Origin of the sequence: Pseudomonas sp. SL4(2022), assembly GCF_026625725.1 — a bacterium.
Taxonomy (GTDB): domain Bacteria; phylum Pseudomonadota; class Gammaproteobacteria; order Pseudomonadales; family Pseudomonadaceae; genus Aquipseudomonas.
The window spans coordinates 3,860,489-3,887,417 of the sequence record NZ_CP113060.1 but is presented as its reverse complement, the minus strand read 5'-3'; the positions used below and the strand labels follow the sequence as shown (position 1 = coordinate 3,887,417).

Below are 26,929 nucleotides of genomic sequence, written 5' to 3'. Positions count from 1 at the left end.
TGGTTACCTGTGCTGACGCTCAGGGCGCTTCTTGCGCCGGCACCTCTAACTCACCCTGCCAACCACCACCCAGCGCGGCGATCAGTTGCACGCTGGTGGTCAGGCGATTGCCCAGCAGGCTGAGGGTGGTGCGCTCGTTGCTCAGCGCCGTGGCTTGAACATTGACCACACTGTTGAAGTCCACCGTGCCGGCACGGTACTGGTTTTCGATCAGACTCAGGGACTCGCGCGCGGCAGCCAGGGCCTCCTGCTGCACAACGGCCTCGTCCTGCAGCACGCGCAGTTGCACCAGGTAGTCCTCCACCTCACGGAAGCTGTCGAGCACCGACTGGCGGTATTGCGCCACGGTCTGGTCGTAGACGGCCTCGCTGCGCTCCAGCTTGGCGCTGCGGGCGCCGCCGTCGAACAGGGTCAACGCCAATTGCGGGCCAAGGGACCAGAAACGATTGGGCAGATCGATCCAGTCGGCAAAGCTGCTGCCACGGTAGCCACCGCTGGCGGAAATGCTCAGATCCGGGTACCAGGCGGCTTCAGCTACGCCGATTTCGGCGTTGGCGGCTATCACCCGACGCTCGGCAGCGGCGACATCCGGACGACGCTCCAACAGGCGCGACGGCAGAGCCACGGGAATGTCCGGCAACGTCGGCAGTTGCTCACGCACGGCGATACTCAGTTCGGTTGGCGGTACGCCGATCAGTACCGCAATCGCATGTTCCAGCTGCGCGCGTTGCCATTTCAGGTCAATGGCCTGAGCTTGAGTACTTTTCAGCTGGGTCAGCGCCTGAGTGACGTCGGATTTCGGCACGATGCCGGCGTCGTACTGGTTTTCCGTGAGTTTCAGCGACCGGGCATAGGCGGCGACGGTGGCATCCAGTAGGCGCTGCTGATCATCCAGCACACGCAGTTGCAGATAGTTCTGCACCAGTTCTGCCTGCAGGCTGAGTTTGAGTGCGGCCAGATCGGCGGCACTGGCCTCGAAACCGGCGCGGCTGGATTCCAGCGAGCGACGCAGTTTGCCCCAGACATCCAGCTCCCAGGCGGCATTCAGGCTCAGGTCATAGTTCTTGCTGACGCCGCGGATACTGCTGCTGGCGCTGTTGCTGCTGCCCTGGCTGCTGCGGGTGACGCCGGCACTGCTCGACAGGCTCGGGTAAAACGCGGCCCGTGCACCACTGACCAAGGCGCGGGCCTGGCGATACTGCGCCTCGCTGGCGGCCAGGTTCTGGTTGGCGACATTCAGCCGTCCAACCAACGCATTCAGCTCGGCATCACCATACAACTGCCACCAGTTGCCACGCGCCAGCGCATCACCGGGTTGGGCCTGAGTCCAGCCATCAATCTGTTTGAACTGCGCCGGGGTTTGCAGCTGCGGGCGCTGATAATCCGGGCCGATGGCACAGGCATTCAGGGCCAGACTCAACGCCAGCAAGGTGGGTAAACGATAGGCAACGAGGGTTTTCATAATGGGGTTTCCAATGCAGCGTCAGTGCGCACCCCACGCCAGCGGTTGACCCGGTGGCGCAGGCGGTCGAAGTACAGGTAGATCACCGGTGTGGTGTACAAGGTCAACAGCTGGCTCAGCACCAGCCCGCCAACAATGGTGATGCCCAGCGGTTGGCGCATTTCCGAGCCTTCGGCGCTGCCGAGCATCAGCGGCAGCGCGCCGAGAATCGCCGCCAGAGTGGTCATCATGATTGGACGGAAGCGCAGCAGGCAGGCCTGGCGGATCGATTCCTCTGGGCTCATGTGCTGCTGGCGTTCTAACTGCAGCGCCAGGTCGATCATCAGAATGGCGTTCTTCTTGACAATACCAATCAGTAAGAACAGTCCCAACAGCGAGATCAGGCTGAACTCGATGCTCATCAGCTGCAACGCCAGCAATGCGCCCACTCCGGCCGAGGGCAAGGTGGAGAGGATGGTCAGCGGGTGCACATAGCTCTCGTAGAGCACGCCAAGAACGATGTACACCACCACCAGCGCCATCAGGATCATCCACGGCTGGTTCTGCTGGGTTTGCTGGAAGGCCCCGCCGGTACCACCGAGCACGCCCTGTACCTCAGTCGGCAGGCCGACCCGAGCAATGGCGGTGTTGATCGCCTGACTGGCTTGATCGAGGCTGACCCCTTCGGCCAGGGCAAAGCCGATGTTTTCCACGGCGAACTGGCCCTGGTGGTTGACCCGATCCTCTTCCAGGCTACGCTCCCAGCGGGCAAAGCTGGACAGCGCCACGCGCCCGCCATCGGCAGTGATCAGCTGTATCTGATCAAGAGTTTCCGGGTATTGGGCAAACTGCGGATTGATCTCCATGACCACGCTGTACTGGTTCAGGCTGTCATAGATGGTCGACACCTGGCGCTGGCTGAAGGCGTTGTTCAGCACCGCGGTGATCATGTTCATGTCCACGCCGAGGCGCTTGGCCAGATCGCGCTCGACCACTAGGCGGATCTGCTGGGTGCCGTCAGCCTCCTTGGCGTCAATATCGGTCAGCTCCGGCAAGGCGCGCAGGGCTTCGCGCACTGGCGGCAGCCACTTGCGCAGCTCGTCGAGATCGCCCGACAGCAGCATGTATTCGTTTTCCGAGCTGCGCCCTTCCCGCCCACCAATCTGTAGATCCTGGTCCGGCATCAGGAACATGCGCCCGCCGGGAATCTTGGGCACCGATTGACGCAGGCGGTTGATCACCTCCTGGGAGCTGGCATTGCGCTCGCTGATCGGTTTAAGACGCACGATCATAAAGGCGTTACTGATACCGGCCCCGCCGCCGATAAACCCGGCCACGCTGTCCACCGCCGGATCGGCGAGCACCGCGCGGCGGTAGATTTCCAGCTTGGGTTGCATGACCTGAAACGACAGACCGTCATCGCCCCGGATAAAACCGATCAACTGGCCGGTGTCCTGCTGCGGCATAAAGGTTTTTGGCACGCTGACAAACAGGAAGATGTTCAGCGCAATGGTCGCCAGCAGGCTGAACAACATCAGCAGAGAATGCCGCAGCGCCCAGTCCAGGCTGCGCTGGTAGAACGCCAATACACGCGTCTGCACGCCCCCGCCCCAGCGTTGTATGGCCGTGGGTTGATGCTTGATGGCTTCGGCCTTGAGCCAGCGCGCACAAAGCATGGGCGTCAGGGTCAGCGACACCAGCAGAGAGATGACGATGGCCACGGCCAGGGTGAGGGAGAACTCGCGGAACAGGCGCTCAACAATACCGCCCATAAACAGAATCGAGATAAACACCGCGACCAATGACAGGTTCATCGCCAGCAGGGTGAAGCCCACCTCCCGCGCGCCCTTGAAGGCCGCCGCCATGGGCGTTTCGCCGGCTTCGATATGCCGAGAAATGTTTTCCAGCACGACGATGGCATCATCCACTACCAGGCCGGTGGCGATGATCAGCGCCATCAGTGACAAGTTGTTCAGGGAGAAATCCAGCAGGTACATCACCGCAAAGGTGCCGACCAGCGACACCGGCACCGCCAGCGCCGGGATCAGCGCCGCGCGCCAGCGGCCGAGGAAGGCAAACACCACCAGAATCACCAGCACCACGGCAATCAGCAGGGTCTGCTCGGCTTCCTGCAAGGTGGCGCGGATCACCGGCGAACGATCCATGGCCACTTGCAGGTCGATACTGGCGGGAATCACCGCACGCAGAGCCGGCAACTGCTCGCGAATGCCGGCGATGGTTTCGATGATATTGGCCCCGGTCTGGCGGTTGATCACCAGCAACACCGCCTGCTCATCGTTGAAGAAGCCGCTGTTGTAGCGATCCTCGACACCATCGCTGACGGTCGCCACATCGCCCAGCCGCACCGCCGCGCCGTCCTGGTAGCGAATGATCAGCGGCAGGTAATCGGCGGCTTTTTCCAGCTGATCGCTGGCCTGCACCTGCCAGTGCCGCTGGTCATCCTCCACCGCGCCTTTGGGCCGTTTGGCGTTGGCTGCACTGATGCTCTGGCGCACTTCATCGAGGGCGATGCCGTAGTGATCGAGCAGGCGCGGCTCCAGGGCCACGCGCACCGCTGGCAAGGAGCTGCCGCCGATCTGCACTTCACCGACGCCGGTGACCTGGGCGAGCTTCTGCGCCAGGATGGTCGAGGCCACGTCGTACAGCTGGCCTTTGTTCAGTACGTCACTGGTCAGCGACAGCACCATGATCGGCGCCTGCGACGGGTTGATCTTGGCGTAAGTAGGCATGCTGCGCATGCCGCTGGGCAGCAACTCGCGCGAGGCATTGATCGCCGCCTGCACCTCACGGGCGGCGGCGTTGATATCACGGTCCAGGTCGAACTGGATCATGATCCGCGTACTGCCCTGGCTGCTGCGACTGTTCATCTGACTGATGCCAGCAATGGTCCCGAGCGATCGCTCCAGGGGCGTGGCCACGCTGGAGGCCATGATCTGCGGGCTGGCTCCCGGCAGGCTGGCCTGCACAGTGATGGTGGGAAAGTCCATCTGCGGTAGCGGCGCCACTGGCAGCAGACCAAAGCTGACGCCGCCGAGCAACATGATCGCCAGACTCAGCAGCAGCGTGGCCACCGGACGACGGATAAAGGGGCCGGAGAGGTTCATGGGTTGACCACAAGCCCGGCCGCGCTACGGCCAGTGACCCGCCGCGACAGGCGATCGAAGTACAGGTAGATCACCGGCGTGGTGAACAGCGTGAGGATCTGGCTCAGCAGCAACCCGCCGACCATCACCAGGCCCAAGGGCTGGCGCAGTTCAGCGCCGGAGCCGCTGGCCAGCATCAAGGGGATGGCGCCAAACAGTGCCGCCAGGGTGGTCATCAGAATCGGCCGGAAACGCAGCAGCGCCGCCTGGTAGATCGCCGCTTCCGGCTGCATGCCCTGGTTGCGTTCGGCGTCGAGAGCGAAGTCGATCATCATGATCGCGTTCTTCTTGACGATGCCGATCAGCAAAATGATGCCGATGATCGCAATCAGCCCCAGCTCGCTGCCGCTGATCAGCAACGCCAGCAGCGCGCCGACGCCGGCCGACGGCAAGGTGGAGAGAATGGTGATCGGGTGGATATAGCTCTCATAGAGCACGCCGAGCACGATGTACATGGTCACGATGGCCGCCAGAATCAGCAGCAAGGTGCTCGACAAGGAAGCCCGGAAGGCTTCTGCTGCGCCCTGGAAGCGCGTCTGCACCGCTGGCGGAATACCGATCTCTTGCTCAATCCGCTCGATCACCGCCACCGCCTCGCCCAGCGATACACCGCTGGCCAGGTTGAATGACAGCGTGGCGGCCGGGAATTGACCGATATGGTTGATCAACAGGCTGGCGGCGCGTTCCTCGACCTGGGCCAGGGTCGACAGCGCGACCTGCTGACCATCGGCGGCCTTGACGTGAATCTGCCGCAGCGCAGCCGGGCCGATGCTGCCGGCGTTCTCGCTTTCCAGTACCACGCGGTACTGGCTGGCCTGGGTGTAGATGGTAGAAATCTGCCGCTGGCCGAAGGCGTCGTACAGCGCGTTGTCGATATCGGCAATGCTGACGCCGAGACGCCCGGCCATGTCGCGATCAATCTGCAGAAACACCTGCAGGCCACGGTTCTGCAGGTCGCTGGCCACGTCCGTCAGCTCCGGCTGCTCGCGCAGCGCGCTGACCAGCTTGGGCACCCACTCTTCCAGCAGGCGGATATCCGGCGACTCCAGGCTGAACTGGAACTGCGTGCGGCTGACCCGATCCTCGATGGACAGGTCCTGCACCGGCTGCAGGTACAGCTCAATGCCGGGAATCCGCGCCAGTTCCGGGCGCAGCCGTTCGATGATCTGGCTGGCGCTGACATCACGCTCGGCCCGTGGCGTCAGGTTGATCAGCAGGCGGCCGCTGTTGAGCGTCGGGTTGTCACCGTCCACGCCGATATAGGACGACAGGCTGGCCACGGCCGGGTCCTGCAGAATCACCTCGGCCAGGCGCTGTTGGCGCTCGCTCATGGCGCGAAAGGAAATCGACTGCGGCGCCTCGGAAATCCCCTGGATCACCCCAGTGTCCTGCACCGGGAAAAAGCCCTTGGGCACGGCGAGGTAAAGCACTACGGTCAGCGCCAGGGTGACGATGGCCACCAGCAGGGTCAGCGGCTGATGCTTGAGTACCCAGGTCAGCCACACGCCATAACGCGCAATCATGCTGTCGATCACCGCCCCGGCAGCGCGGTAGAAGCGCCCTTCTTCTTCGGGCTTTTCCGCCTTGAGCAGGCGTGCGCACATCATCGGTGTCAGGGTCAGCGACACCACCAGGGAAATCAGGATGGCCACCGCCAGGGTGATGGCGAATTCACGGAACAGCCGCCCCACTACGTCGGCCATAAAGAGCAGCGGAATCAGCACCGCGATCAGCGAAATGGTCAGCGACACCAGGGTAAAGCCGATCTGTTTGGCACCTTTGAGCGCGGCATTCAGCGGGGTTTCGCCCTCCTCCAGATGGCGGGCAATGTTCTCCAGCATGACGATGGCATCGTCCACCACAAAACCGGTGGCAATGGTCAGGGCCATCAGCGTCAGGTTGTTGATGGTGAAACCGGCCAGGTACATCACGCCGAAGGTGCCGATCAGCGACAGCGGCACGACGATGGAGGGGATGATGGTCGCCGACACCTTGCGCAAAAACAGGAAGGTCACCAGCACCACCAAGGCAATGGCCAGCAGCAATTCATACTGCACACCCTTGACTGCGGCACGGATGGTTTCGGTGCGGTCGGTCAGTACGCTAACTTCCACGCTGGCCGGCAGGCCCTGGGTCAGATGGGGCAGCAGCGTCTGGATGCTGTCGACCACATCGATGACGTTGGCACCGGGTTGGCGCTGCACATTGACCAGCACCGCTTCGCTGCGGTTGGCCCAGGCCGCCAGGCGCTGGTTTTCCGCGCCATCGACGATCTCGGCGACATCCTTGAGGCGCAGTGCCGCGCCGTCCTTGTAGCCGAGGATCAGTTCGCGGTATTCGTCGACGGACTTCAACTGGTCGTTGGCATCCAGCTGCGACACGCGGGTCGGGCCGTCGAAGTTGCCCTTGGGCTGGTTAACGTTACTGGCGGTGATCAGCGTGCGCACGTCGCTGAGGTTCAAGCCATAGGACGCCAGCGCCTCCGGATTGACCCGCAGGCGCACAGCAGGACGTTGGCCACCCGCCAGGGTCACCAGACCAACGCCACTGGTTTGTGCGAGTTTCTGCGCCAGGCGGGTATCGACCAGATCGAACACCTGCGGCAGCGGCATGGTTTTCGAGCGGATGGCCAGGGTCAGCACCGGGGTATCGGCCGGGTTGACCTTGTTGTATACCGGCGGCGCGGGCAGATCATTGGGCAGCAGATTGCTCGCACCGTTGATCGCGGCCTGTACTTCCTGCTCGGCAACATCCAGCGGCTCGTCCAGATTGAAACGCAGGGTGATCACCGAAGCGCCGCCCGAGCTGGTCGACGACATCTGTTTCAACCCGGCCATCTGACCAAACTGGCGTTCCAGCGGCGCGGTGACTGCACTGGTCATCACGTCCGGGCTGGCGCCTGGATACAGGGTCATCACCCGGATGGTCGGGTAATCCACTTCTGGCAGCGCCGAGACCGGCAGCAGGCGATAAGCGATCACACCGCTCAAGAAGATCGCCAGCATGATCAACGTGGTGGCGACCGGGCGCAGAATAAACAGGCGGGAGGCGTTCATTGGGCGCGCGGCGCTCCCTTGTGCTCAGGGCTTGACGGTTGGGCCTGGGCTGCAACCGGCAGATCGCCGATGACCTCGACCTTGTTGCCCGAGCGCAGTCGATCCATGCCTTCCAGCACCAAACGTTGGCCGGGCTTGAGGCCTTGCTCGACCACATTCAGCTGACCATTGCTGGCACCTATGGTCACGGGAGTCATCTGCACCTTGTCTTCTGCATCGACTATGTAGACGAACGTCCCGTTGGCACCGAATTGCAGCGCCGCCGACGGCATCAACGTGACGTCCTGCAGGGTCTTTACGCGCAGGCGTACATTGACGAACTGGTTGGGGAAGAGCATTTCCTCGGCGTTGGCAAAACGCGCCTTGAGCTTGACCGTGCCGGTCGCGGTGTCGATCAGGTTATCGACGCTCTCCAGTTCGCCTTCGGCCAGTTTGAGTCTCTCGCTGCGGTCCCAGGCCTCAACGGCCAGGGTTTCCCCCGCGCGCAGCTGCTGTACCACGGCAGGTAGCTCGGCTTCTGGCAAGGTGAAGGTTACGGCGATGGGCAAGGTCTGGGTAATCACCACCAGCGGCAAGGTATCGCCGGAGCCGACCAGGTTACCGACATCCGCCTGGCGAATGCCCAGACGACCGCTGATCGGTGCACGTACCTGAGTGAAATCGAGGTTGAGCCGTGCAGTTGCAACATTCGCCTGCAGACTCTTGATTCCGCCACGGTACTGGTTGACCAGCGCTTCCTGCGTATCAAGCGTCTGCTTGGCGATCGACTCTTCTGCATACAGCCCACGGTAACGCGCCAGGTCCAGTTCGGCATTGCGCAGCTGCGCCTGACTTTCTTGCAGCGCGCCCTGGGCTTGCTGCAGGGCAATTTCATAGGGACGTGGGTCGATCACCGCGAGCAGATCGCCTGCTTTAACCTGCTGGCCATCCTTGAACAGCAGTTTGACCAGCTGACCATCGACCCGGCCACGCACATTAACAGTGTTATAGGCCGTGACGGTGCCGAGGGCCTTGAGTTCAACCTGAAAGTTTCCTGCTGTAGCCTCGGCCACTCTTACCGGGACTGGTCCCATGTCACCAAAAGGCCCGCGGCCCATGGGCGGACGCTGCGCTTTGCTGGGCCAAAACCACCAGAGCAGGAGGAGCAGCGCGGCGAGCAGCACAAGGCCGATCAGCCATTGGCGCGACAGGTTGCGGGGACGGCGGGTGAACTGTGTATCAGGCATGGCAACGATCACTTCCTTTGGGAGTGTGAACGATATTCACTATCAGCCAGCCTGCAAAGCCTCTTTACCGCCTTTTTACCTTTTCCTTACGTAACTAAAGCCCTGATCCGCAAATAAAAATGTCCGGAGCGCTGCCTACCGGCGCGCCACAATGCGCCAAAGGTGGCCAACCTAGATGGCCAGCCCAAAAAAACGGCCTGCAGAGCAGGCCGTAGGTACAACGCTAACCTGCTGTTACTTGAGAACAGCCAAGGCCGCGTCGTAGTTCGGCTCGTCAGCGATCTCGCTCACCAATTCGCTGTGCAGCACTTTGTCGTGCTCATCCAGCACCACCACCGCGCGGGCAGCAACACCCACCAGCGGGCCGCTGGCGATGGCCACACCGTAGTTGTTGAGGAACTCGGCACCGCGCATGGTCGACAGGTTGATCACGTTCTGCAGGCCTTCGGCACCGCAGAAACGGGCCTGGGCGAACGGCAGGTCGGTGGAAATGCACAGCACCACGGTGTTGGCCAGTTGGCTGGCACGGGTGTTGAAGGTGCGCACCGAGGTGGCGCAGGTTGGGGTATCAACACTTGGGAAAATGTTCAGGACTTTACGCTTGCCGGCCAGGCTGGCCAGGCTGACATCACTCAGGTCGCCGGCGACCAGGCTGAACGCCGGGGCCTGTTGGCCTACCTGCGGCAACTGACCGGCAACTTCAACCGGGGAACCTTTGAGCGTGACTTGTGCCATGGGATTGATCCTTATCTGTGCAATTGAGGGGCGGAAAACAAGTAAGGGCGCGAACCCGCCAAATGGCAAGCCGGCGCCCCTGCAACACGGCGAGCATAGCTGACCAAAAAGTCAGACTACCCTGCTCGCCCATGCGGCACATCAATTTTTTGCGAAATGATCCTTGGTCAGTTTGACCACGATCGGGCTGAGCAGCAGCAGCGACAGCAGGTTAGGGATTGCCATCAGGCCATTGAGGGTATCGGCCACCAGCCAGGCAAAGTCCAACTGGGCAATCGCCCCGAACGGCACGGCCAGGACCCAGAGTATACGGAACGGCAGAATGGCCTTGGTGCCTACCAGGTATTCCCAGCAACGCTCACCGTAGTAACTCCAGCCCAGGATGGTGGTATAGGCAAAGATCACCAGTGCGATGGTCAGGATATAACCGCCGACGCCAGGCATGGCCGACTCAAAAGCCGCGGCCGACAAGGCCGCCCCGCTGGCACCGCTGGTCCACACGCCGGAGCAGATGATTGCCAGACCGGTCATCGAGCAGATGATGATGGTGTCGATAAAGGTGCCGATCATGCCGATCATCCCCGAGCGCACCGGGCTGTTGGTGGTACCGGCCGCCTGTGCGATACCCGCAGTACCCAGACCGGCTTCGTTGGAGAAGATGCCGCGTGCCACACCAAAGCGAATCGCCGCCATGACCGCTGCACCAGCAAAACCGCCCGTGGCCGCAACAGGGCTGAAGGCATGGGTGAAGATCAGTTCGAATGCACCCGGAATCGCGTCGGCATGCACCACCAGCACCACAATCGAGGCCATGATGTAGGTCACACACATAAAGGGCACCAGCGACGCGGCAACCTTACCGATGCGCTTGATCCCGCCAAGAATCACCAGCCCGGTGATCACCATGGTCACCACACCGGTCACCCACAGCGGAATGTTGAAGGTGGTGTGCAAGGCGGCTGCCATGCTGTTGACCTGCACCATGTTGCCGATACCGAAACCGGCAAAGCCGCCGAAGATGGCAAACGCTGTGCCCAGCCACAGCCACTTCTTGCCCAGGCCATTCTTGATCGCATACATCGGACCACCGACGTGTTCGCCGCGCTCATCCTTCTCGCGGTAGTGCACCGCCAGCACCACTTCACTGTATTTGGTGGCCATGCCAACCAGTGCGGTACACCACATCCAGAACAGTGCACCTGGGCCACCGAGGAAAATGGCGGTAGCCACGCCAGCGATGTTGCCCGTCCCCACCGTGGCGGCCAGGCAAGTCATCAAGGCCTGGAATGGGCTGATCTCGCCACTTTCCGCATCGCCTTTCTGCCGGCCTTGCCACATCAGCTTGAAGCCTGCACCGATCTTGCTCAACGGCATGAATTTCAGGCGCAACATGAGGAACAGGCCGGTGCCAAGAATCATCACCAGCATGGGCGGTCCCCAGACCACGCCGTTGAGTTGATTGACCAGGGTATTGATAAATTCCATGTTCATTTCCTTATTCTTGTAGTGAACGCGAAGTGGGTAGCCTCGCTTGTCCGATTGCCGGGTAGGCTGGGCTGTTAAAGGGCGCAAACCGGATTGGCGCGCCAGCAGACAGCACATCGGGCTGTCCCTGCAAGTCCAATGACGGCCAGGGCATCAGCGGCGGTCAGTATAGGGAGGCCGGGACAGTGGTTTTCACTGTTTAGATTTGAACGCTCAGATTTTTTGAGCGAAGTGCGCAATTTAAACGCGAATTAACGGGCTTAATCCAGCACAGTTCCGCAGAAAATTGGCTTGCTAAAATTCACGTCGATAAAACAGATCCAAGGAGCTGGCCAATCCGCTGGCGGCCTCAAGGTAAAGCTTGCGGCTTAGCTCGTATCGCAGGGCGATGGTGTTCGCCGGTTCGAACACCCCGACGCCATAACGCAGGCTCAGGCGCTCGGACAGATTCCCGCTGGCCACCACGCTGGTGGTCACACCACTGCCCTGGGTATCCAGTTGAAAATCGCGAATGCCCAGCCCCTGCGCGACGTTGTTAACCAATGATGCACTGCCGGCCATGCCCAGAGCCAACGCGGCCTGCGCCAACATTGTGTTATCCCCTCCGCCCTGCCCCAGCGGACGTCCCATGATCAGGTAGGACAGCGCCTGTTCCTGACTCATCGCGGGCTCAGAAAACACCGTGCTGGTCGGTTGCGCAGCATTGCCACTCAGGCGCAGGCCGGCCGTCACATCATCCACCTGACGCACCGCCTCGATATCGAGAAATGGCTGATCAATCGGCCCGGCGAACAACAGCCGCGCGCGGCGCACATTCAAGCGCTGGCCATAGGCGCGGAAGCGGCCCTTGTTCAGGCTCAGCTCGCCTCGAGTGTCGAGGTCATTGCCGATATGCAACCGGCCAAGCAGCTCGGCATGCAGGCCAAAGCCGCTGAAGGTCAGGCGTTGCTGGCCGACTTCGACATCAATATCCATGGCAATCGCCGTGGCCTGTGGCTCAGTGCTGTCGCGCCCCATCACCTGAGCATCGCTGGAAACCTGCACGGTTGAGGGCGGCAACTCACGCACCTCAATCGTGCCGCTGGGAATCAGCACCTTGCCGGCCAGCGACAGTTGCTCATCACGCAGGCTGAAATGCAGATCCGGCTCGACCTCCAGCGCGGCATAGGGCTCGACAGTGACCGGCAGACGACTGCCACGCAGCTGCATGTTCGCCACCAGTCCATCAGCCCAGCTCAGCTCGCCATTCAGGCTGCCCTGCCCTTGCTCGCCACTGCGCCAGTCGCCCTCCAACTGCAGCTGCTCACCCTCGATACGCGCCTGCAGTTGCAGCTGCTCGATATTCATCGGCAGCTCAGCGCCGCTTAATTCGCCATTAAGCACGCGCAGGTTGCCGTTGATCTGCGGCGCCAACAGCCCACCCGACAAGCTGCCCGCGCCATTCAGCTGCCCGGCAATACGCTCGACCATCGGCACAAACGGGCGAGCCAGCGCCAAGTCCAGACCATTGAGGCGGAAGTTGCCAGACAGCGGCTTGCTCGCCGGGCGCGGATCAAGCTGCGCCTGCAGCGACAGCTCACCCATGGCTGGGCCATGCAGCTCCAGAAGGCTATCAATGCGCTGCGGGCGTAACTGTGTACTCAGGCGCAGGCTGTCGTAGGCAAACTCCAGCCACTGTTGCTGATCACGAATGCGCCAGATGCCGCTGCCGGCATCCAGTTCCAGGCTGCCATTCGGGCCGCTGGCCGGCATATGCAGCTGCAGCCGACCATTCAACTCGCCTTGCCAGGCGAAATCCTTGGGCCACAGGGCCGCCAAACTTTCCATGGGGAAGTTGCTCAGCTGGTAGTTCAGCGTGGGCTGCGGCAGCAGGCGCTGCTCCGTGCCACACAGGCTGGCATCACCAGAACGCCAGCAATGCGCGCCCAGGCTGAGCTGCCCATTGGCCAGCCGCACCAGTGTGGCCGGCTGCTGCAAGCGCCAGTCCTGGCCGCTGCTTTGTATCTCGCCACGGCTCAGGCTGCCGCGCCAGTTACCCTTGTCCAGCTTGCCGGCCAGGGCCAGCTGACTTTGCAGCAAGGGGCCTTGCAGCTGCAATTCAAGGCTCTGTTGCTGCTGATCCGCGGCGGCTGTGGCAGTCAGACGGCCCAGGTCAGTTTCACCGAGCTGAATGCCCTGCGCATCCAGGGTGAGCCGGCTACGCTGGGCGCTGTTCAGATTGGCGTCGAGTTTGAGTTGTTGCAGGCGCTGGTCGGCAAAAGCCAGGCGCTGACCTTGCAGCTGCAATTGGCCCTGGGGGGCTTGCAGGTTGCCGGCCAAATCCAGCTGGCCTTTGAGCTGACCCTGTAGACCCGGCCACAGCTGGCCCAGTCGCGGCATCGTTAGTAGCAACTGACCACTCAGCTGTTGCTGCAAGGCGGCCTTGCCACTGATGCGGTTATCGCCGAGGCGAATATCCAACGCCGTCAGCTCGCCCTGCTCCAGGCCGCCGGCAAACTTCGCCAGCAGCTTGGCCGGCTGACCGCGCAAGCGACCGCTGAGGTCGATATCAGCGGTGAGGTTGAGCTGCTGATTGATCAAGCTGCCTGAGCTGTTCAAGGGGCCCGCCAGGCTGCCGGGTAACTCGGCCAGCCAGTAAGCCGGATCAAGCTGACTCAACTGCAACCGCACATCCCAGCTCAGCGGCTCGGCAAAACCCAGGCTGACCTGGCCTTCGGCGCGCCCCTGGCCAGCGTGCAGGCGCAGTTCAGGTAAATACAGATTTTGCAGATCGCCACTCAGCGGACTTTGTAGGCTAAAGGCACCGGCCGGGCCATCCAGTTTGGCGGCGAAATGCCCAAGGTAGTTGCCATCCTGATAAGCCAGTTCACCCTTGAGCACCCGCAATGTCACCGGCACGGGTTCCTCCAGCGGATAAAGCCGCTGCCAGGGGAAGTTCTGCCAATTGAAGCGGCTGTCCAGGCTCAGGCCCTGCTGCCAGTTCAACTCGCCACTGAGCTGTACCTGCTGCTCAGGGGCGGCAGACAAGCTCAAGTTGCGGATGGTCGCACCGTCAGCCTTGAGCAGCCCCGCCAGCGCCAGGGCAATCGCCCCCTCGGCTGCCGGCAACCTGGCACTGCCAGTGATCTGATAGCCATCCCGCAGATCGCCTTGGGCATTGAGCTCAATCTGCTCAAGATTCAACGTATCGGGCAACTCGGCGCTGGCCTTGAAGCTGGCGACCTGCAAACGCAGTTGCGCTGGCAAGTGTTCAGCCAAAGGCTGCAACCAGCCCGTCAATTCACCCTGCAGATACCCGCTGCTATTGGCTGTCAGTTGCACCCGTTCGCGCAGTTCACCGTTGAGCTGCAATGCCAGCGGCCAAGCCTGCTGCTCGGGCGCAGGCAATCGCAGTTGTCCGTTCAGTTGCAGCGGCCAGTTGCCCGAGGTTTGCACCTGGCCCTGCAACACCACCTGCAGATCGGCGATATGCAAGCTGAGGTTATCGATCTGAATGCCCTGCGCAGTCCAACGCGCGGCCAGCTGCAGCCCTTGCAGCTGTTCGACGCCATTGAGCTGCAGGCTGTCGATCTGCACCTGCCCCAGTTGCAACGCCAGCGGCAGGCTCAGGTCCGGCAGACTGAACGGCTCGCTGCTGGGCTGCTCATCGTCAGGAAAAACCAAGTTGATCGGCCCGCTACGCAGTTGCTGGATACACAGGGTCAGACGCAGTAGACAGGCCGGCGACCAATCCAGGCTAGGCGCCATTACCTGCACACTATTCTCGCCCTGCTGCCAGCGCAGCTGTGTCGCGCGCCAGCTGCCGCCCAAGCGCCCATCGAAGTCGTCCACCTGCAAGCCCGGCACCTGCGCCAATAACCAGCGACTGCCGCCTTGGGTGCCCAGCAGCAGGCACATGCTGATGGCTAACACCAGCAGCAGCCCAAGCAGACTGAACAGCACATTGCGTAACCAGCGCTTCACAGTTCCGGCCCCATGGAGAAATGCAGGCGCACGCCGCCCTGATTATCCAGCGGATGTGCCAGATCCAGGCGCAGCGGCCCGAGCGGCGACACCCAGCGCACGCCAAGGCCCACCGCGCTTTTCAACGAGGGAATCTGCAGCGAATCGAAGGTATTGCCCTGATCGAAGAAGCTCGCCAGGCGCCAGCGCTCGGTCAGGCTGTATTGGTATTCCAGGCTGCTGGTAAACAGGTAGCGCCCGCCGATCTTGTCGCCCGCACGGTTTTCCGGCGACAGGCTCTGGTAGTCATAGCCGCGCACGCTCTGGTCACCCCCCGCGAAGAAGCGCAGCGACGGCGGCACCTTTGAAAACCCATCGGATTCAGTGCCACCCACCTGCACCCGCCCCAGCAGTCGATGGCGCTTGAATAAGGTGGTCAGACCTTTGAGCTGGATATTGCCGTGCAGCACATTGGCATCGGACAGCAGCCCTTTGGCCGCACCAGACAGGTCGAACTGCAAGCGATAGCCGTGGTTGGGGTCGATCTGGTTATCGCTGTGCAGGTAGGAATAACTCAGGCCTGGCATCAGCAGCGTGCTGGTCCCCGCGTCATCGCCCAGGTCGTACTGTTCGTGCTGCCATTTCAGCGACAACACGCGCTGCCAGCCGCTGTCGAGTTTGCTATGCCATTCCGGGCCGACGGTCAGCAGACGGCTGCTGCTGTCGGTATTGGCCAGGTCTTCGGCCTGATAACCGCCAGCGATACGCAACTTGTCGGTCAGTGGTGGATCGAGCGGCACGTCGTACCACAGGCCGACATTCTGCCGCGGTACGGACAGCTCCAACTCCGCGCCATAGCTATGCCCCTGCGGATTGGCCCAGTGCCGCGTCCAGTTGGCCCGGCCGCGCGGGCCAACATCAGTCGAGAAGCCCAAACCCAGGCCCATGCTGCGCGGTTTGCGCACCTGCAATTGAACCTGCACGGGGATCTGCTCACCAGTGGCAGTGCTGGGGTTGGCGTCCACCTGCACCGACTCGAAATAACCGCTGGAACGCAGCGCCTGATACAGCTCGGCAATCAGCGCCGAGTCATAGGGCTGGTGCGTCGGGAACGGCACCATGCGTTGCAGCAATTGTTCATCGAAGGGCGCATCGCCGACAAAACTGACGTCGCCCAGCTGATAGCGCGGCCCGCTGAGATAGATCAGCTCGATATCGGCAACCCCAGCCTCGGGGTCAATTGTCAGTCGCTGCCTGCTAAAGCGCCCGGCGAAGAAGCCATAACGCGAGGCTTGAGTCTGAATTTCGCGCTTGGCCGCATCGTAATGACCGTGGTTAAGCTGCGCCCCGCCCCGCAATTGCGGGTTATTGGGTGTACGAAAAGCGCGCAGTTGCGCCGCTGGTCCTTCAACGCGCACCACCACATCACGCAAACGCACGGGTTCACCCGGCCGAATGCGTACGCTCAGGCGCGGTGTTGCGCCTGAGCTAACTTCAGTCGTGATCTGCGCCTGGTAGTAGCCCAGGGCCTGGGCGGCTTTTTCTGCCTGGTTTTCGGCAACCCGACGATAGCGTTGCAAGGCCTCGGCATCGCGCTCGCCCAAACTGCCGATATAGCCCTCGATATTGCTTTTCAGCGCGCTGTTGGCCGGCTCAACCCGCACGCGCAGCTGGGCTTCGGCCAGGGCCGCAGCACTCAGCAAAAGCAGGCAGAACCCACTGACAAGGTTTGGGAACACAGACATGAGGCGATGCTAGCACGAGCCAAGGGCCGACTTAGAGCCGCACTGCCGGCAAATAGTTGCGACGCGGTGTATCCCGCGTCGCGGCTTTCAGGCGCTGGCCTTGACCGTGACCTGTGGGTTTGGATGGAAGAACACGTGCTCGATTATCGGGCCGATGGCCACCACACCGATCTCTTCATACCCCTGACGCTTATAGAACTCCAGGTAATGTCCATTGCCGGTATCCAGCACCACCCCCTGGGAACTGGCATCTTCGGCGCACCAGTTGTGCAGTGCTTCGAGCAGTTGTTCACCAAGACGCTGGCCCTGGTATTGCGGGTGAATACCGAGTAGCGGCAGCACGTGATAAGGCCCCGGAGGCAGGCAGGCAATCACTGCATCGTGGTATTCCAGATAGCGCTTGGTGCAACGAAAACCGGTGGTCAACAGCATACGCATGCGCCAGGCCCAGCTTTCGGTAATGTCCATGCGCCGCTGTGGCGGTGCGATCAGGGCCATGCCGATCAACCGATCATCAATCAGCAAACCGATGGCGGGCAGGTCTTCGGCAAAATGCTGTTGCACCAACTCACGTACCGTGGCGCGTACGCGCTGGTCATAGCCCGGCCGCTCCGCTTCAAACAGGTAGGCGAATGTGGGGTCATGGCGGTAGGCCTGATACAACAAGGAGCGGGCTTCACGGGCATAACCGCTATCGAGCAAACGAACTTCGGCGAGACTGTCAGGCATCAGGGTGACCTCTGTTGTTCTTGATTTATTGGGCCTGCAGCCACGTTAGCACCGGCCACCCAGCACCGCCACAGGCTGGCCGATGGCGCGCTCAGTGGGCTAGCATTGCCGGCCATCCAGCTGCCTTATTCAGGACTGCCGCCCATGAAGATCGTCTCCTTCAATATCAATGGCCTGCGTGCCCGCCCGCATCAACTGGCAGCGCTGATCGAAAAGCATCAGCCGGATGTAATCGGCCTGCAGGAAACCAAAGTCGCCGACGAGCAGTTCCCCGAGGCCGACATTCGTCAGCTTGGTTATCACGTGTATTACCACGGACAGAAGGGCCATTACGGCGTCGCCCTGCTCTCGCGCCAGCAACCCCTGAGCCTGCACAAGGGTTTCCCTGGGGATGCGGAGGACGCGCAGCGGCGTTTTATCTACGGCACCTTCGCCGATGCCCAGGGCAACCCGGTGACGGTGATGAACGGTTACTTCCCGCAAGGTGAAAGCCGCGACCACCCCACCAAGTTCCCGGCCAAGCAACGTTTTTATGCCGACTTGCAGCAACTGCTGCTCAGCCAGTTCAGCCCAGAGCAGCCGCTGGTGGTGATGGGCGATATCAATATTTCGCCGGAAGACTGCGACATCGGCATTGGCGAACCCAATCGTCTGCGCTGGCTGAAAACCGGTAAATGCAGCTTTCTGCCAGAAGAGCGCGAGTGGCTGGCCACCCTGAAGAACTGGGGCCTGGTTGACAGCTTCCGCCACCTCAACCCCACCGTGAATGATCGGTTCAGTTGGTTTGATTACCGTAGCCGTGGTTTTGAGGATGAGCCCAAGCGCGGCCTGCGCATCGACGTGATTCTCGCCTCCCAGGCACTGCAAGGGCGAATCAAGGATGCGGGAGTCGATTACGACCTGCGTGGCATGGAGAAACCCTCTGACCATGCGCCCATCTGGCTGGAGTTAGGCCTGTAAGCCCATTGCAGAGCCATCGCAGACAACAGTGACTGTCATATTGCAGTCACTTTTTTGTCTTATCGTCGCGGCACTTTCACTCACCCATACAAGGTGTTTGCCGCATGTCGCGTGCCCGCTCAGCCTCAGATCACGAAACGTGGATTCGTACCATCAGCTTTCTGCTGCTCGGCTCAATCTGCTACGCCCTGCCTTGGTCAGTGTTTGCCGCTCTGCCCGTCCCCAGCGATAACAGCAGCGTGCTGCGTATCCAGGGTTCCAACACCATTGGTGCGCGACTGGGGCCGGCGTTGGTCAAAGGGCTGCTGGAAGAGCAAGGCCTGAGTGCGATCCGCATCGAAGCCGGCAATGCCGATAATGAGCAGAAGATCATTGGCAAGACCAGCGACGGCCGCAGCGTGAGCATCGAAGTTGCCGCCCACGGTTCTGGCACCGGTTTCGTTGCCCTGGGCGACGGCAGCGCTGATCTGGCCGCCTCATCACGGCCGATCAAGGACAGCGAGGTGGCCAGCCTGCAAGCCTTTGGTGACCTGCAAAGCCCGAGCGCCGAACAGATCATCGCCCTCGACGGCCTGGCGATCATTCTTCACCCCACCAACCCACTCGGTGCATTGAGCACCGAGCAACTGGCGCAGATCTTTGCCGGTGAGATCAAGGATTGGGCGCAACTCGGCGCCCCCGCCGGTGCCATCACCCTGTATGCCCGTGATGACAAATCCGGCACCTTCGACACCTTCAAGGAGCTGGTGCTGAGTGCCAATGGCAAGAGTCTGGCCGCCAGCGCCAAGCGTTTCGAGAACAGCGAGAAGCTCTCCGACGCCGTCAGCCAGGACCCTAATGGCATCGGCTTTATCGGCCTGCCTTATATCCGCCAGGCCAAGGCTGTGGCGATTGCTGCCGGCAAATCGCAACCGATGCTGCCAAGCCTGACCCTGATCGCCACCGAAGACTATCCGCTGTCGCGTCGCCTGTTTCTCTACAACCAACCGGAGTTGCAGAACCCCTGGGCGCTAGCCCTGGTGAGGTTCGCGCACAGCCCACGCGGCCAGGCGATTGTCGACCAGAACGGGTTTATCGCGCAGACCGTACAGGCGGTGAAAATCCCGCAGAACCCGGATATGCCAGCGTCCTACCAGGAACTGGCCAAGGACGCGCAACGGCTGTCGGTGAATTTTCGCTTCCAGGAAGGCAGCGCCAACCTCGATAACAAGGCCTTACGCGACATCAAACGGCTGATGAGTTACCTGAAAACCCAGGACAAGCTGCGCAACAAGGTGGTGCTGGTCGGCTTTGGCGATGCCAAGGCTGATACGGCCCGCGCCGAGCTGCTGTCCAAGCTGCGCGCCATGGCCGTGCGCCGTGAGCTGAACAAGCAAGGGGTGATCTTCCGCGACATTATCGGTCTCGGCGATGAGCTGCCGGTAGCTGCCAACACCGCAGATGACGGCCGGATCAAGAACCGTCGGGTGGAAGTCTGGGTGTACTAAGAAGCTGTTTACGACCTCGCGAGCTAGAGACATGCAAGGCTAAAGCAGGCGAGAAAGCGGAGTTTACGAGTTGTAAATGAGCATGCCGAGCCTGCTTGTAACGCAGCAGGGCCAAGGCGCAGCAGGTTGTAAAAAGGTTCTAGGGGAAACTGCTGTTGGGCCTGCTAACCTTACTTAAGCGTGACGCCGGGCCCCTCTGGCGGTGAGTCATCACCGTGATGTCGGAGTCACTGAGTTGATCCTCAACTTAGGCAGGCATTCGAGGTGGCTCCATGGACAGTCTATTCGGCGCGCTCAACACTCCGCTTTTCGGTACTCCTGGCTGGTTCTGGCTGACCTTTGCCCTGATTATCATCGGCCTGCTGGTGCTTGATCTCGGCGTCTTGCACCGCAACGAGCATGAGATCGAGATGCGCGAGAGCCTGCTGTTGTACAGCGGCTACTTCAGCGTTGGGGTGGCCTTTGGCGGCTGGATCTGGTGGCAGTTGGGCGCTACCAAGGCGCTGGAGTTCTACACCGGTTTTCTGGTTGAACAGTCACTGTCGATGGACAATGTGTTCGTCATGGCGATGATTCTCGGTTTCTTCGCTATTCCGCGGCAGTATCAGCATCGCGTGCTGTTCTGGGGCATTCTCGGCGTGGTGGTGCTGCGGGCGATCATGATTGGCCTGGGCACGGCGCTGGTACAGAACGTCGAATGGGTGCTGTACCTGTTCGGCGCATTTCTGCTGTTCACCGGGGTGCGCATGCTTTCGGCTCAGGAAGAACAACACCCTGACCTGAGCCAGAACCGTTTGCTGCAGTTCCTACGCAGGCATATTCGGGTAACCGAGGATATGCACGAGGGGCGCTTTCTGCTGCGCAAGCCGGATAGAAAAACGGGTAAGCACCTCCTGCATGCAACACCTCTGCTGCTGGCACTGATCCTGATCGAGCTGGCCGACCTGGTGTTTGCCGTGGACAGCGTACCGGCGGTGCTGGCCATCTCCCAGGATCCGTTTATCGTCTACACCTCGAACATCTTCGCTATCCTCGGCCTGCGTTCGCTGTACTTTGCCCTGGCCGCGCTGATGCACCGCTTCATTTACCTGAAGTACGCCCTGGCATTGGTTCTGATGTTTATCGGTGGCAAGATATTCCTCCACGATATCGTCAAGGTTCCCGCCCTGCTCTCACTCAGCATGACCCTGGGTCTGCTGGCCGGCGGGGTGATCCTGTCGCTACTGAAAACCCGCGATCAGCGTCTACAGGATTAAGTCGTTTGAACGTACCCGAAGTTGTCATCGAGGCCCTGCACCAGCGCGGGAAACTGCATTGGCAGGTGCGCATGGGACGCCGCACCCTGACCTTTCACGAAGAACACGCCGCCCGCGCCTTTGCCGCCCAACTGCATATGCGCCTGGTCTGGCTGCAACAAACCCAGGCGCTGGGTAGTGAAGTTGCGCCTCCGGAAATGAGCCATTAACGAAAAAGCCCAAGACCCGCATCTGCGGGCCTTGGGCTTTCTGTAGCCACTAGAGGTTAACGGCTGGCTTTCATCATGTCCTTGGACACGTACTTGCCGATCTCAAACTTGCCAATAGCTGCGCGGTGCACTTCGTCCGGACCATCAGCCAGACGCAGGGTACGCTGCATGGCATACCAGTAGGCAAGCGGGAAATCGTTGGAGACCCCTGCACCGCCGTGAATCTGAATCGCGCGGTCAATCACCTTCAGCGCCACATTCGGCGCCACGACTTTGATCTGAGCGATTTCGCTGGCGGCGATCTTGTTGCCCACGGTGTCCATCATATAAGCGGCGTTCAGCGTCAGCAGACGCGCCATATTGATCTCCATGCGCGAGTCGGCGATGTGATCGATGTTGCCACCCAGACGGGCCAGCGGCTTGCCAAAGGCAGTGCGGCTGATCGAGCGCTCACACATCAATTTCAGCGCGCGTTCAGCCATGCCGATGGAGCGCATGCAGTGGTGGATACGGCCCGGGCCAAGGCGACCCTGAGCAATTTCAAAACCACGGCCCTCACCCAGCAAAACGTTTTCATAGGGCACGCGCACGTTCTCGAACAGCACTTCGGCGTGGCCATGCGGGGCGTCGTCGTAACCGAAGACCGGCAGCGGACGCAGCACTTTCACCCCTGGGGCATCCATCGGCACCAGAATCATCGAGTGCTGTGCATGACGCGGGCCATCCGGATTGGTCAGCCCCATGAAGATCATGATCTTGCAGCGCGGGTCGCAAGCACCCGATGTCCACCATTTGCGGCCGTTGATCACCCACTCATCACCCTGGCGCACAGCGCTGGCCTGCATATTGGTGGCATCGGAAGACGCCACGCCTGGCTCGGTCATGGCGAAGGCGGAGCGGATGGTGCCGTCCAGCAGCGGCTTGAGCCACTGTTCTTTCTGCGCGTCGTTGGCGTAGCGCACCAGCACTTCCATGTTGCCGGTGTCCGGCGCGGCGCAGTTGAATGGCTCAGCACCGATCAACGAGCTGCCCATAATTTCGGCCAACGGTGCGTATTCAGTGTTGGTCAGACCGGCGCCCAGCTCGGATTCCGGCAGAAACAGGTTCCACAGTCCTTCAGCTTTGGCCTTGGCCTTCAGCTCTTCCATGATCGCGGTAGGCTGCCAACGGTCGCCCTCGTTGACCTGCCGCTCGAACACGGCTTCGGCGGGATAGACATGGGTCTCCATAAACGCGGTGACGCGTTCACGCAGTTCCTGAACCTTGGGGGAGTAGGCGAAATCCATGAGTGGCTACCTTCTGACGCTAATTATGAGGGATTCGGTGAAGTGAAAATGATGCTAGAACAGGGATTAGGATTTATCTAATCTATTCTCGCCGTGTATAAACATTCATCACCGATATATGATCCACTGATACCGACAACCTGCGGAGCGAGCGTGTAATGAATCTGAACAAGGTCGACCTCAACCTCTTTGTCGTCTTCGATGCCATCTACACCGAGGCCAATCTGACCCGTGCCGGCCAGATCGTCGGTATTACCCAACCCGCCGTATCCAACGCCCTGGCTCGCCTGCGCGAAACCTTCAATGACCCGCTGTTCGTGCGCACCGCCCAAGGCATGGTGCCCACGCCTATGGCGCAGAACATTATCGGCCCGGTGCGCAATGCGCTGCAGCAGCTGCGTATTTCGGTGCAGGAAAGCCGCATCTTCAACCCTGTCCAGGCCAACAAGACCTTCCGCATCAGCATGACCGACCTCACCGAGGCCATCATCCTGCCGCCGCTGTTCCAGCGTTTACGGCGCATGGCGCCCAACGTGAATATCGAAAGCATGCTGGCGCGGCGTCGCGAAACCACTAAAGAGCTGGCCGCAGGTCGGTTGGATTTTGCCGTGGATGCCCCGCTCAATACCGACCCGCAGGTGCGTCACGTCAAGCTGATGGAGGACCGCTATGTGTGCGCCATGCGCCGTGGTCATCCGCTCAACAAAGACAAAATCAGCCTGGATGAATACATGGCACTGACCCATATCCACATTTCCAGCCGGCGCAGCGGTTTGGGCCATGTCGATCTGGCGTTAGGCCGGCAAGGTATGCAGCGCAAGATTGCCCTGCGCTCACAACACTACCTGATGGCCACCACCGTGCTGCAAACCACCGACATGGCCATGACCGTGCCGGAGCGTTTTGCCAAGCGCAATGACCTGCACTTTGTCGAATTGCCAATCAAGGACATGACGCCACTGGAAACGCACCTGTACTGGCACGAAAGCACCGATCAGGACCCTGCCAACCGCTGGATGCGCGAGCAGATCATTGAACTGTGCCAACTGGTGTGCGCGCGGGAAAAATCAGAGCAGCAATAAAGCGTTTATCGATCCCGTTTAACAACGAGTTAAACGCACTCAGCTGCTGGACGCATTGGTTTTCAGTTGTAACAAACGGTGCGCCTTCTGCAGTTCCTCATAGTCACTTTTGAATTTGAGGAGCTGATCGGTGGCCGCATCGGTTTCCAGGAAGGCGCTTTCGATAAAGTCTTTTTCCAACAGCGTGCGTGACAACACATCGCGCTCGCGCTCCAGTTGCCCACGCAGCAGTTCAGCCTCTTCGCGCAACAGCGTTTGCAAACGATTCTGCTCTTCAACTTCCCGACGATGATGCTCTACCTGATCAAGCCCCTGTTGCTTGGTATCACTGAGCAAGCGCCGCAGCTCCATTGCTTCAGCCAGGCTTTGCTCACGCTGGTTTTGCAGGTGCCCCATTTCCTCACGCAGGTGCTGAAACTTGACCTGCTGCTGACGGGCCTGTTCCTCCAGCACGTGCAGTTGGCTTTCAACCTCTTTAACCTGATGTTTGCTCTGCTTCAACTGCTGATTGAGCTCTGAGGCTTCCCCCAAACTGTGCTCACGCTCGGTTTGCACATGGGTCATCTGTTCTTTTAGATGCTGCAGCTTAACCTGCAAAGTGCCCAGTTTGTCGTCGCGGCTGTCCGTTTGGCGCTTGTACGCGTGCAGGGTGGTAACCAGTTTATGAGCGCGATCAAGCTTGGCTTTCAGGTCATCGAGCTTGAACTCCATTTCGGCCCGATTGGCTATCAGGGCGTCGAGTTCGGATTGGTGCTGGAGCTTCCACTCGGCGTAATTGGCCTCTGTAACACCCTCAATGGATGAAACCAGTTCATAGCCCTGACTGAGCGCTTGATCGAACGGTTCAATGCTGTGCTCACTGACCTCATTCAGCATGTCAGTCAGCAGTATGTTGTTGGCACGTATTTCGGAGGCCTCGGCTTGCTGAGTTTGCTCAGCCTCCTGCGGCGGTTTGCGCGCTGATAATTGAAAGTAAATCCATGCTGTTAAACCAGCGACTACCGCGACCAGCAACAGGTTGGCGGCGACCGCCAACATGATGCCCAGTTCCAAGTGACTTAAATCGCTCATCAGACTACCTGCGCAGTTGAACGTTTTTAGCTCAGCAGTACCGAGACGAAACCGTCGCCATAAGCGGGAAAGGAGATGCTGAAATCCGCCCGGCCATAGTTGTTACCCATCAATTCGAATAGCTTGCCGAAGGGCTTTTGCACCAGATGGCTGCTCGACAGCGTGCAGCGCTTGCCTGAACTGCGTGAAATCATCCCGGATAAATCACTTAAAAAGGAGGTGCAGTTTTCATAGACGTCGCGGTTTAGGGTTTTGCCCAAGATCGCCGCTTTGACCAGATCGGCGCTTTGCTTGGCCATGGCACCGCCCAGCATACAGGCTGCGTTGAGGTCCATCAGGCAGACGGCGTCCACGCTTTTGCTGTCCGGGGCGCTGAAAATACCGATGACATAGGGCAATTTGACGTGTTCGATAGGTACCGGGTCGATACGCTCAATCTTGCAGACAATCGAGGAAAGGCTGAGGATCGTGGCTATTTCAGCGGCATCAATGGGTTGTTTCGGCGTTGCAACGGCAGTTGCTGGCGAAGGTGCCGCCGCTTCAATGGCGTCTTCGACACCGTCGGCATCCTGCAATACGGACAGCACGGCTTGCTTGAGTTCTTCGGTATTGAACGGCTTGTTCACTACAAAGGCTGCACCATTGCGGTGAGCTTCATCCAGATGCCGGGCTGAGGATTCGGTGGTCACAAAACCGACTTTAATATCGAGCATGTCCAATTGACGAATTGTCTGCAACAACTCCAGCCCGGTCATACCCGGCATATGCCAGTCGGTAAGGATCAGATCAGGCTTCCACCCTTCCAAAATCTCCAGCGCCTCATCGCCGCTCAACGCCGTGCGCAATTCGATCTCGCGGTAACCGGTATTCTCCAAGATACGTTTGATGATGGCCTGAACCGCACGACTGTCATCGACAATCAAGAACTTCATAGGACGCTCCCTCTGCAGGCTGGGATTAAAACAAAAGTCATGGTGCGGGGCTCCAACCGGTAGCAGGGGGCAAGTTCAAACTCTCAAAAATAATCACTTGGATGTGATGCTCGCGTTGCTGGGTAATGTAACTGCCGCTGATCGTACTGGCCGCTAATACACTGAGGAACTGCTGCGCAGTTAAACGTGCCGGTAAACCGAGATCGAGAACCAGGTCACTGTCGACATGCCCGGGCACACCGCTGGCGAAGATATTGCTCAACTCACCACAGGCATCGGTCACGTCCGCTGCACCCAACTCTGCGATGGCCAAGTCAAACATATGACTGGCCAGGTTACGTGCATCGTCCTCAGCAATCGCCAGGCCTACACCCGCCAGATGCCCTTTGGGCGTCGGGTGCAAGGTCACCACAAAATAGTGCTGGGCCTGTAACTCGGCCTGGGTGATGGCTTGCGCCACAAAACTCAGCTGCTCACCGACCAGCATCAGCCAAGTTTTAGCCAGGTGCTCTTCTATTCCATAAACATGCATATGAAGAATTCAACATATCCGGAGGTGGATTAACGCCGCATTGTTTTGAGCCTAGACCTAAATCCGGGCTCCGTTAATCACACATTTCAGTCAATTCGCCCCGCTGGTGAGTACAGACGTCAGGTTGACGTTAACGTAAGGCTAGATTACGTTAACGTAAAGGTAAATAAGAGCCCCTGATGATGTCCGCGATCACCTACTCCATTTCAGACTTGGCCCGCGAACTGGATATCACCACCCGCGCCATTCGTTTTTACGAAGAGCAAGGCATGCTCAGCCCCGAGCGGCGCGGTCAGGAGCGTATCTACAGCGCCAAAGACAAAGTCGCTCTTAAGCTGATTCTGCGCGGCAAGCGCATTGGTTTTTCCCTGGCTGAGTGCAAGGAACTCATCGAGCTCTACGACCCGGTGCATGGCAACCACAAGCAGCTGCACACTTTTATGGCCAAGATCGCTGAGCGTCGCGCCCAGTTGCAGCAACAGTTACTGGACATCGAACAGATGCAGCTGGAGCTGGATACCGCCGAAGAGCGTTGTTTAGCAGCATTAGCTGAAACTGATAAAAAACAAAGCGTTATCTCCTGAACTTAAT

Annotated in this window: 19 protein-coding genes; 6 read left to right on the top strand and 13 right to left on the bottom strand. The window is 60.1% G+C overall.

Annotation, left to right across the window (positions count from 1 at the left end; all coding sequences use genetic code 11):
* Positions 1–19: 19 nt before the first annotated feature.
* The 9 genes from OU997_RS18365 to OU997_RS18325 form a co-directional block, all read right to left on the bottom strand.
* Positions 20–1,462 (bottom strand): efflux transporter outer membrane subunit, encoded by a 1,443-nt coding sequence (locus tag OU997_RS18365; protein WP_267807939.1) that lies wholly within the window; start codon positions 1,460–1,462, stop codon positions 20–22.
* Positions 1,459–4,566 carry an efflux RND transporter permease subunit gene (locus tag OU997_RS18360; RefSeq protein WP_267807937.1) on the bottom strand — a complete coding sequence of 1,036 codons (3,108 nt, stop codon included), beginning with the start codon at positions 4,564–4,566 and terminating at the stop codon, positions 1,459–1,461. Before OU997_RS18360 ends, OU997_RS18365 begins: the two co-directional genes overlap by 4 nt.
* Entirely contained in the window at positions 4,563–7,661 is a 3,099-nt protein-coding gene (locus OU997_RS18355; protein WP_108488980.1) for an MdtB/MuxB family multidrug efflux RND transporter permease subunit, read from the bottom strand. The genes OU997_RS18360 and OU997_RS18355 overlap by 4 nt, the downstream gene beginning before the upstream one ends.
* On the bottom strand, positions 7,658–8,887 hold the full coding sequence (locus OU997_RS18350; RefSeq protein WP_267807935.1) for an MdtA/MuxA family multidrug efflux RND transporter periplasmic adaptor subunit: 1,230 nt from the start codon (positions 8,885–8,887) through the stop codon (positions 7,658–7,660). The genes OU997_RS18355 and OU997_RS18350 overlap by 4 nt, the downstream gene beginning before the upstream one ends.
* A 234-nt stretch (positions 8,888–9,121) precedes the next feature.
* On the bottom strand, positions 9,122–9,622 hold the full coding sequence (gene tpx, locus OU997_RS18345; RefSeq protein ID WP_108488982.1) for a thiol peroxidase: 501 nt from the start codon (positions 9,620–9,622) through the stop codon (positions 9,122–9,124).
* Positions 9,623–9,763: 141 nt separating this feature from the next.
* Complete coding sequence (locus OU997_RS18340; protein WP_267807932.1) at positions 9,764–11,107, bottom strand: alanine/glycine:cation symporter family protein; 1,344 nt, start codon at positions 11,105–11,107, stop codon at positions 9,764–9,766.
* 294 nt (positions 11,108–11,401) lie between these two features.
* A complete protein-coding gene (locus OU997_RS18335; RefSeq protein WP_267807931.1) occupies positions 11,402–15,070 on the bottom strand; it encodes a translocation/assembly module TamB domain-containing protein in 3,669 nt (1,222 codons plus the stop codon).
* Positions 15,067–16,794, bottom strand: coding sequence for an autotransporter assembly complex protein TamA (locus OU997_RS18330; protein ID WP_267807929.1), 1,728 nt, complete (start codon positions 16,792–16,794; stop codon positions 15,067–15,069). Before OU997_RS18330 ends, OU997_RS18335 begins: the two co-directional genes overlap by 4 nt.
* An 87-nt stretch (positions 16,795–16,881) precedes the next feature.
* The gene (locus tag OU997_RS18325; protein ID WP_267807927.1) at positions 16,882–17,523 is read right to left on the bottom strand and encodes a GNAT family N-acetyltransferase; all 642 of its coding nucleotides are present in this window, start codon (positions 17,521–17,523) and stop codon (positions 16,882–16,884) included.
* 144 nt (positions 17,524–17,667) lie between these two features.
* On the opposite strand from OU997_RS18325, the gene xthA reads away from it, so the two are divergent.
* The 4 genes from xthA (at position 17,668) to OU997_RS18305 (ending at position 21,435) form a co-directional block, all read left to right on the top strand.
* Positions 17,668–18,483 (top strand): exodeoxyribonuclease III, encoded by an 816-nt coding sequence (gene xthA, locus OU997_RS18320; RefSeq protein WP_267807925.1) that lies wholly within the window; start codon positions 17,668–17,670, stop codon positions 18,481–18,483.
* 104 nt (positions 18,484–18,587) lie between these two features.
* Complete coding sequence (locus OU997_RS18315; RefSeq protein ID WP_108488988.1) at positions 18,588–19,970, top strand: substrate-binding domain-containing protein; 1,383 nt, start codon at positions 18,588–18,590, stop codon at positions 19,968–19,970.
* Between the two features lie 272 nt (positions 19,971–20,242).
* Positions 20,243–21,226 (top strand): TerC family protein, encoded by a 984-nt coding sequence (locus OU997_RS18310; RefSeq protein ID WP_267807924.1) that lies wholly within the window; start codon positions 20,243–20,245, stop codon positions 21,224–21,226.
* Positions 21,227–21,231: 5 nt separating this feature from the next.
* Positions 21,232–21,435: a hypothetical protein gene (locus tag OU997_RS18305; protein ID WP_108488990.1), complete on the top strand. Its 204-nt coding sequence runs from the start codon at positions 21,232–21,234 to the stop codon at positions 21,433–21,435.
* Positions 21,436–21,491: 56 nt separating this feature from the next.
* Here OU997_RS18305 and OU997_RS18300 read toward each other — a convergent pair whose 3' ends face one another.
* Positions 21,492–22,721 (bottom strand): acyl-CoA dehydrogenase, encoded by a 1,230-nt coding sequence (locus tag OU997_RS18300; RefSeq protein ID WP_267807922.1) that lies wholly within the window; start codon positions 22,719–22,721, stop codon positions 21,492–21,494.
* A gap of 158 nt (positions 22,722–22,879) precedes the next feature.
* Between OU997_RS18300 and OU997_RS18295 the strand changes: the two genes are divergently transcribed.
* Positions 22,880–23,803, top strand: a complete 924-nt coding sequence (locus OU997_RS18295) for a LysR family transcriptional regulator (RefSeq protein ID WP_267807921.1) — start codon at positions 22,880–22,882, stop codon at positions 23,801–23,803.
* 39 nt (positions 23,804–23,842) lie between these two features.
* Here the strand turns inward: OU997_RS18295 and OU997_RS18290 are convergent, their stop codons facing one another.
* From OU997_RS18290 to OU997_RS18280, 3 genes are read right to left on the bottom strand one after another with little or no spacing between them, the layout of a single operon-like run.
* A complete protein-coding gene (locus tag OU997_RS18290; RefSeq protein WP_267807920.1) occupies positions 23,843–24,874 on the bottom strand; it encodes a hypothetical protein in 1,032 nt (343 codons plus the stop codon).
* Positions 24,875–24,900: 26 nt separating this feature from the next.
* On the bottom strand, positions 24,901–25,806 hold the full coding sequence (locus tag OU997_RS18285; protein ID WP_267807918.1) for a response regulator: 906 nt from the start codon (positions 25,804–25,806) through the stop codon (positions 24,901–24,903).
* 37 nt (positions 25,807–25,843) lie between these two features.
* Complete coding sequence (locus tag OU997_RS18280; RefSeq protein ID WP_267807917.1) at positions 25,844–26,338, bottom strand: hypothetical protein; 495 nt, start codon at positions 26,336–26,338, stop codon at positions 25,844–25,846.
* A gap of 182 nt (positions 26,339–26,520) precedes the next feature.
* On the opposite strand from OU997_RS18280, the gene OU997_RS18275 reads away from it, so the two are divergent.
* The gene (locus tag OU997_RS18275; protein WP_267809932.1) at positions 26,521–26,922 is read left to right on the top strand and encodes a MerR family transcriptional regulator; all 402 of its coding nucleotides are present in this window, start codon (positions 26,521–26,523) and stop codon (positions 26,920–26,922) included.
* The last annotated feature ends 7 nt before the right edge of the window (positions 26,923–26,929 follow it).

Coding starts and splice junctions, on each gene's coding strand:
- OU997_RS18360 (WP_267807937.1), bottom strand. CDS start 4,566: ATGAACCTCTCCGGCCCCTTTATCCGTCGTCCGGTGGCCACGCTGCTG.
- OU997_RS18355 (WP_108488980.1), bottom strand. CDS start 7,661: ATGAACGCCTCCCGCCTGTTTATTCTGCGCCCGGTCGCCACCACGTTG.
- OU997_RS18340 (WP_267807932.1), bottom strand. CDS start 11,107: ATGGAATTTATCAATACCCTGGTCAATCAACTCAACGGCGTGGTCTGG.
- tpx (WP_108488982.1), bottom strand. CDS start 9,622: ATGGCACAAGTCACGCTCAAAGGTTCCCCGGTTGAAGTTGCCGGTCAG.
- OU997_RS18310 (WP_267807924.1), top strand. CDS start 20,243: ATGGACAGTCTATTCGGCGCGCTCAACACTCCGCTTTTCGGTACTCCT.
- xthA (WP_267807925.1), top strand. CDS start 17,668: ATGAAGATCGTCTCCTTCAATATCAATGGCCTGCGTGCCCGCCCGCAT.
- OU997_RS18325 (WP_267807927.1), bottom strand. CDS start 17,523: ATGCCTGACAGTCTCGCCGAAGTTCGTTTGCTCGATAGCGGTTATGCC.
- OU997_RS18330 (WP_267807929.1), bottom strand. CDS start 16,794: ATGTCTGTGTTCCCAAACCTTGTCAGTGGGTTCTGCCTGCTTTTGCTG.
- OU997_RS18350 (WP_267807935.1), bottom strand. CDS start 8,887: ATGCCTGATACACAGTTCACCCGCCGTCCCCGCAACCTGTCGCGCCAA.
- OU997_RS18300 (WP_267807922.1), bottom strand. CDS start 22,721: ATGGATTTCGCCTACTCCCCCAAGGTTCAGGAACTGCGTGAACGCGTC.
- OU997_RS18315 (WP_108488988.1), top strand. CDS start 18,588: ATGTCGCGTGCCCGCTCAGCCTCAGATCACGAAACGTGGATTCGTACC.
- OU997_RS18285 (WP_267807918.1), bottom strand. CDS start 25,806: ATGAAGTTCTTGATTGTCGATGACAGTCGTGCGGTTCAGGCCATCATC.
- OU997_RS18295 (WP_267807921.1), top strand. CDS start 22,880: ATGAATCTGAACAAGGTCGACCTCAACCTCTTTGTCGTCTTCGATGCC.
- OU997_RS18365 (WP_267807939.1), bottom strand. CDS start 1,462: ATGAAAACCCTCGTTGCCTATCGTTTACCCACCTTGCTGGCGTTGAGT.
- OU997_RS18280 (WP_267807917.1), bottom strand. CDS start 26,338: ATGCATGTTTATGGAATAGAAGAGCACCTGGCTAAAACTTGGCTGATG.
- OU997_RS18290 (WP_267807920.1), bottom strand. CDS start 24,874: ATGAGCGATTTAAGTCACTTGGAACTGGGCATCATGTTGGCGGTCGCC.
- OU997_RS18275 (WP_267809932.1), top strand. CDS start 26,521: ATGTCCGCGATCACCTACTCCATTTCAGACTTGGCCCGCGAACTGGAT.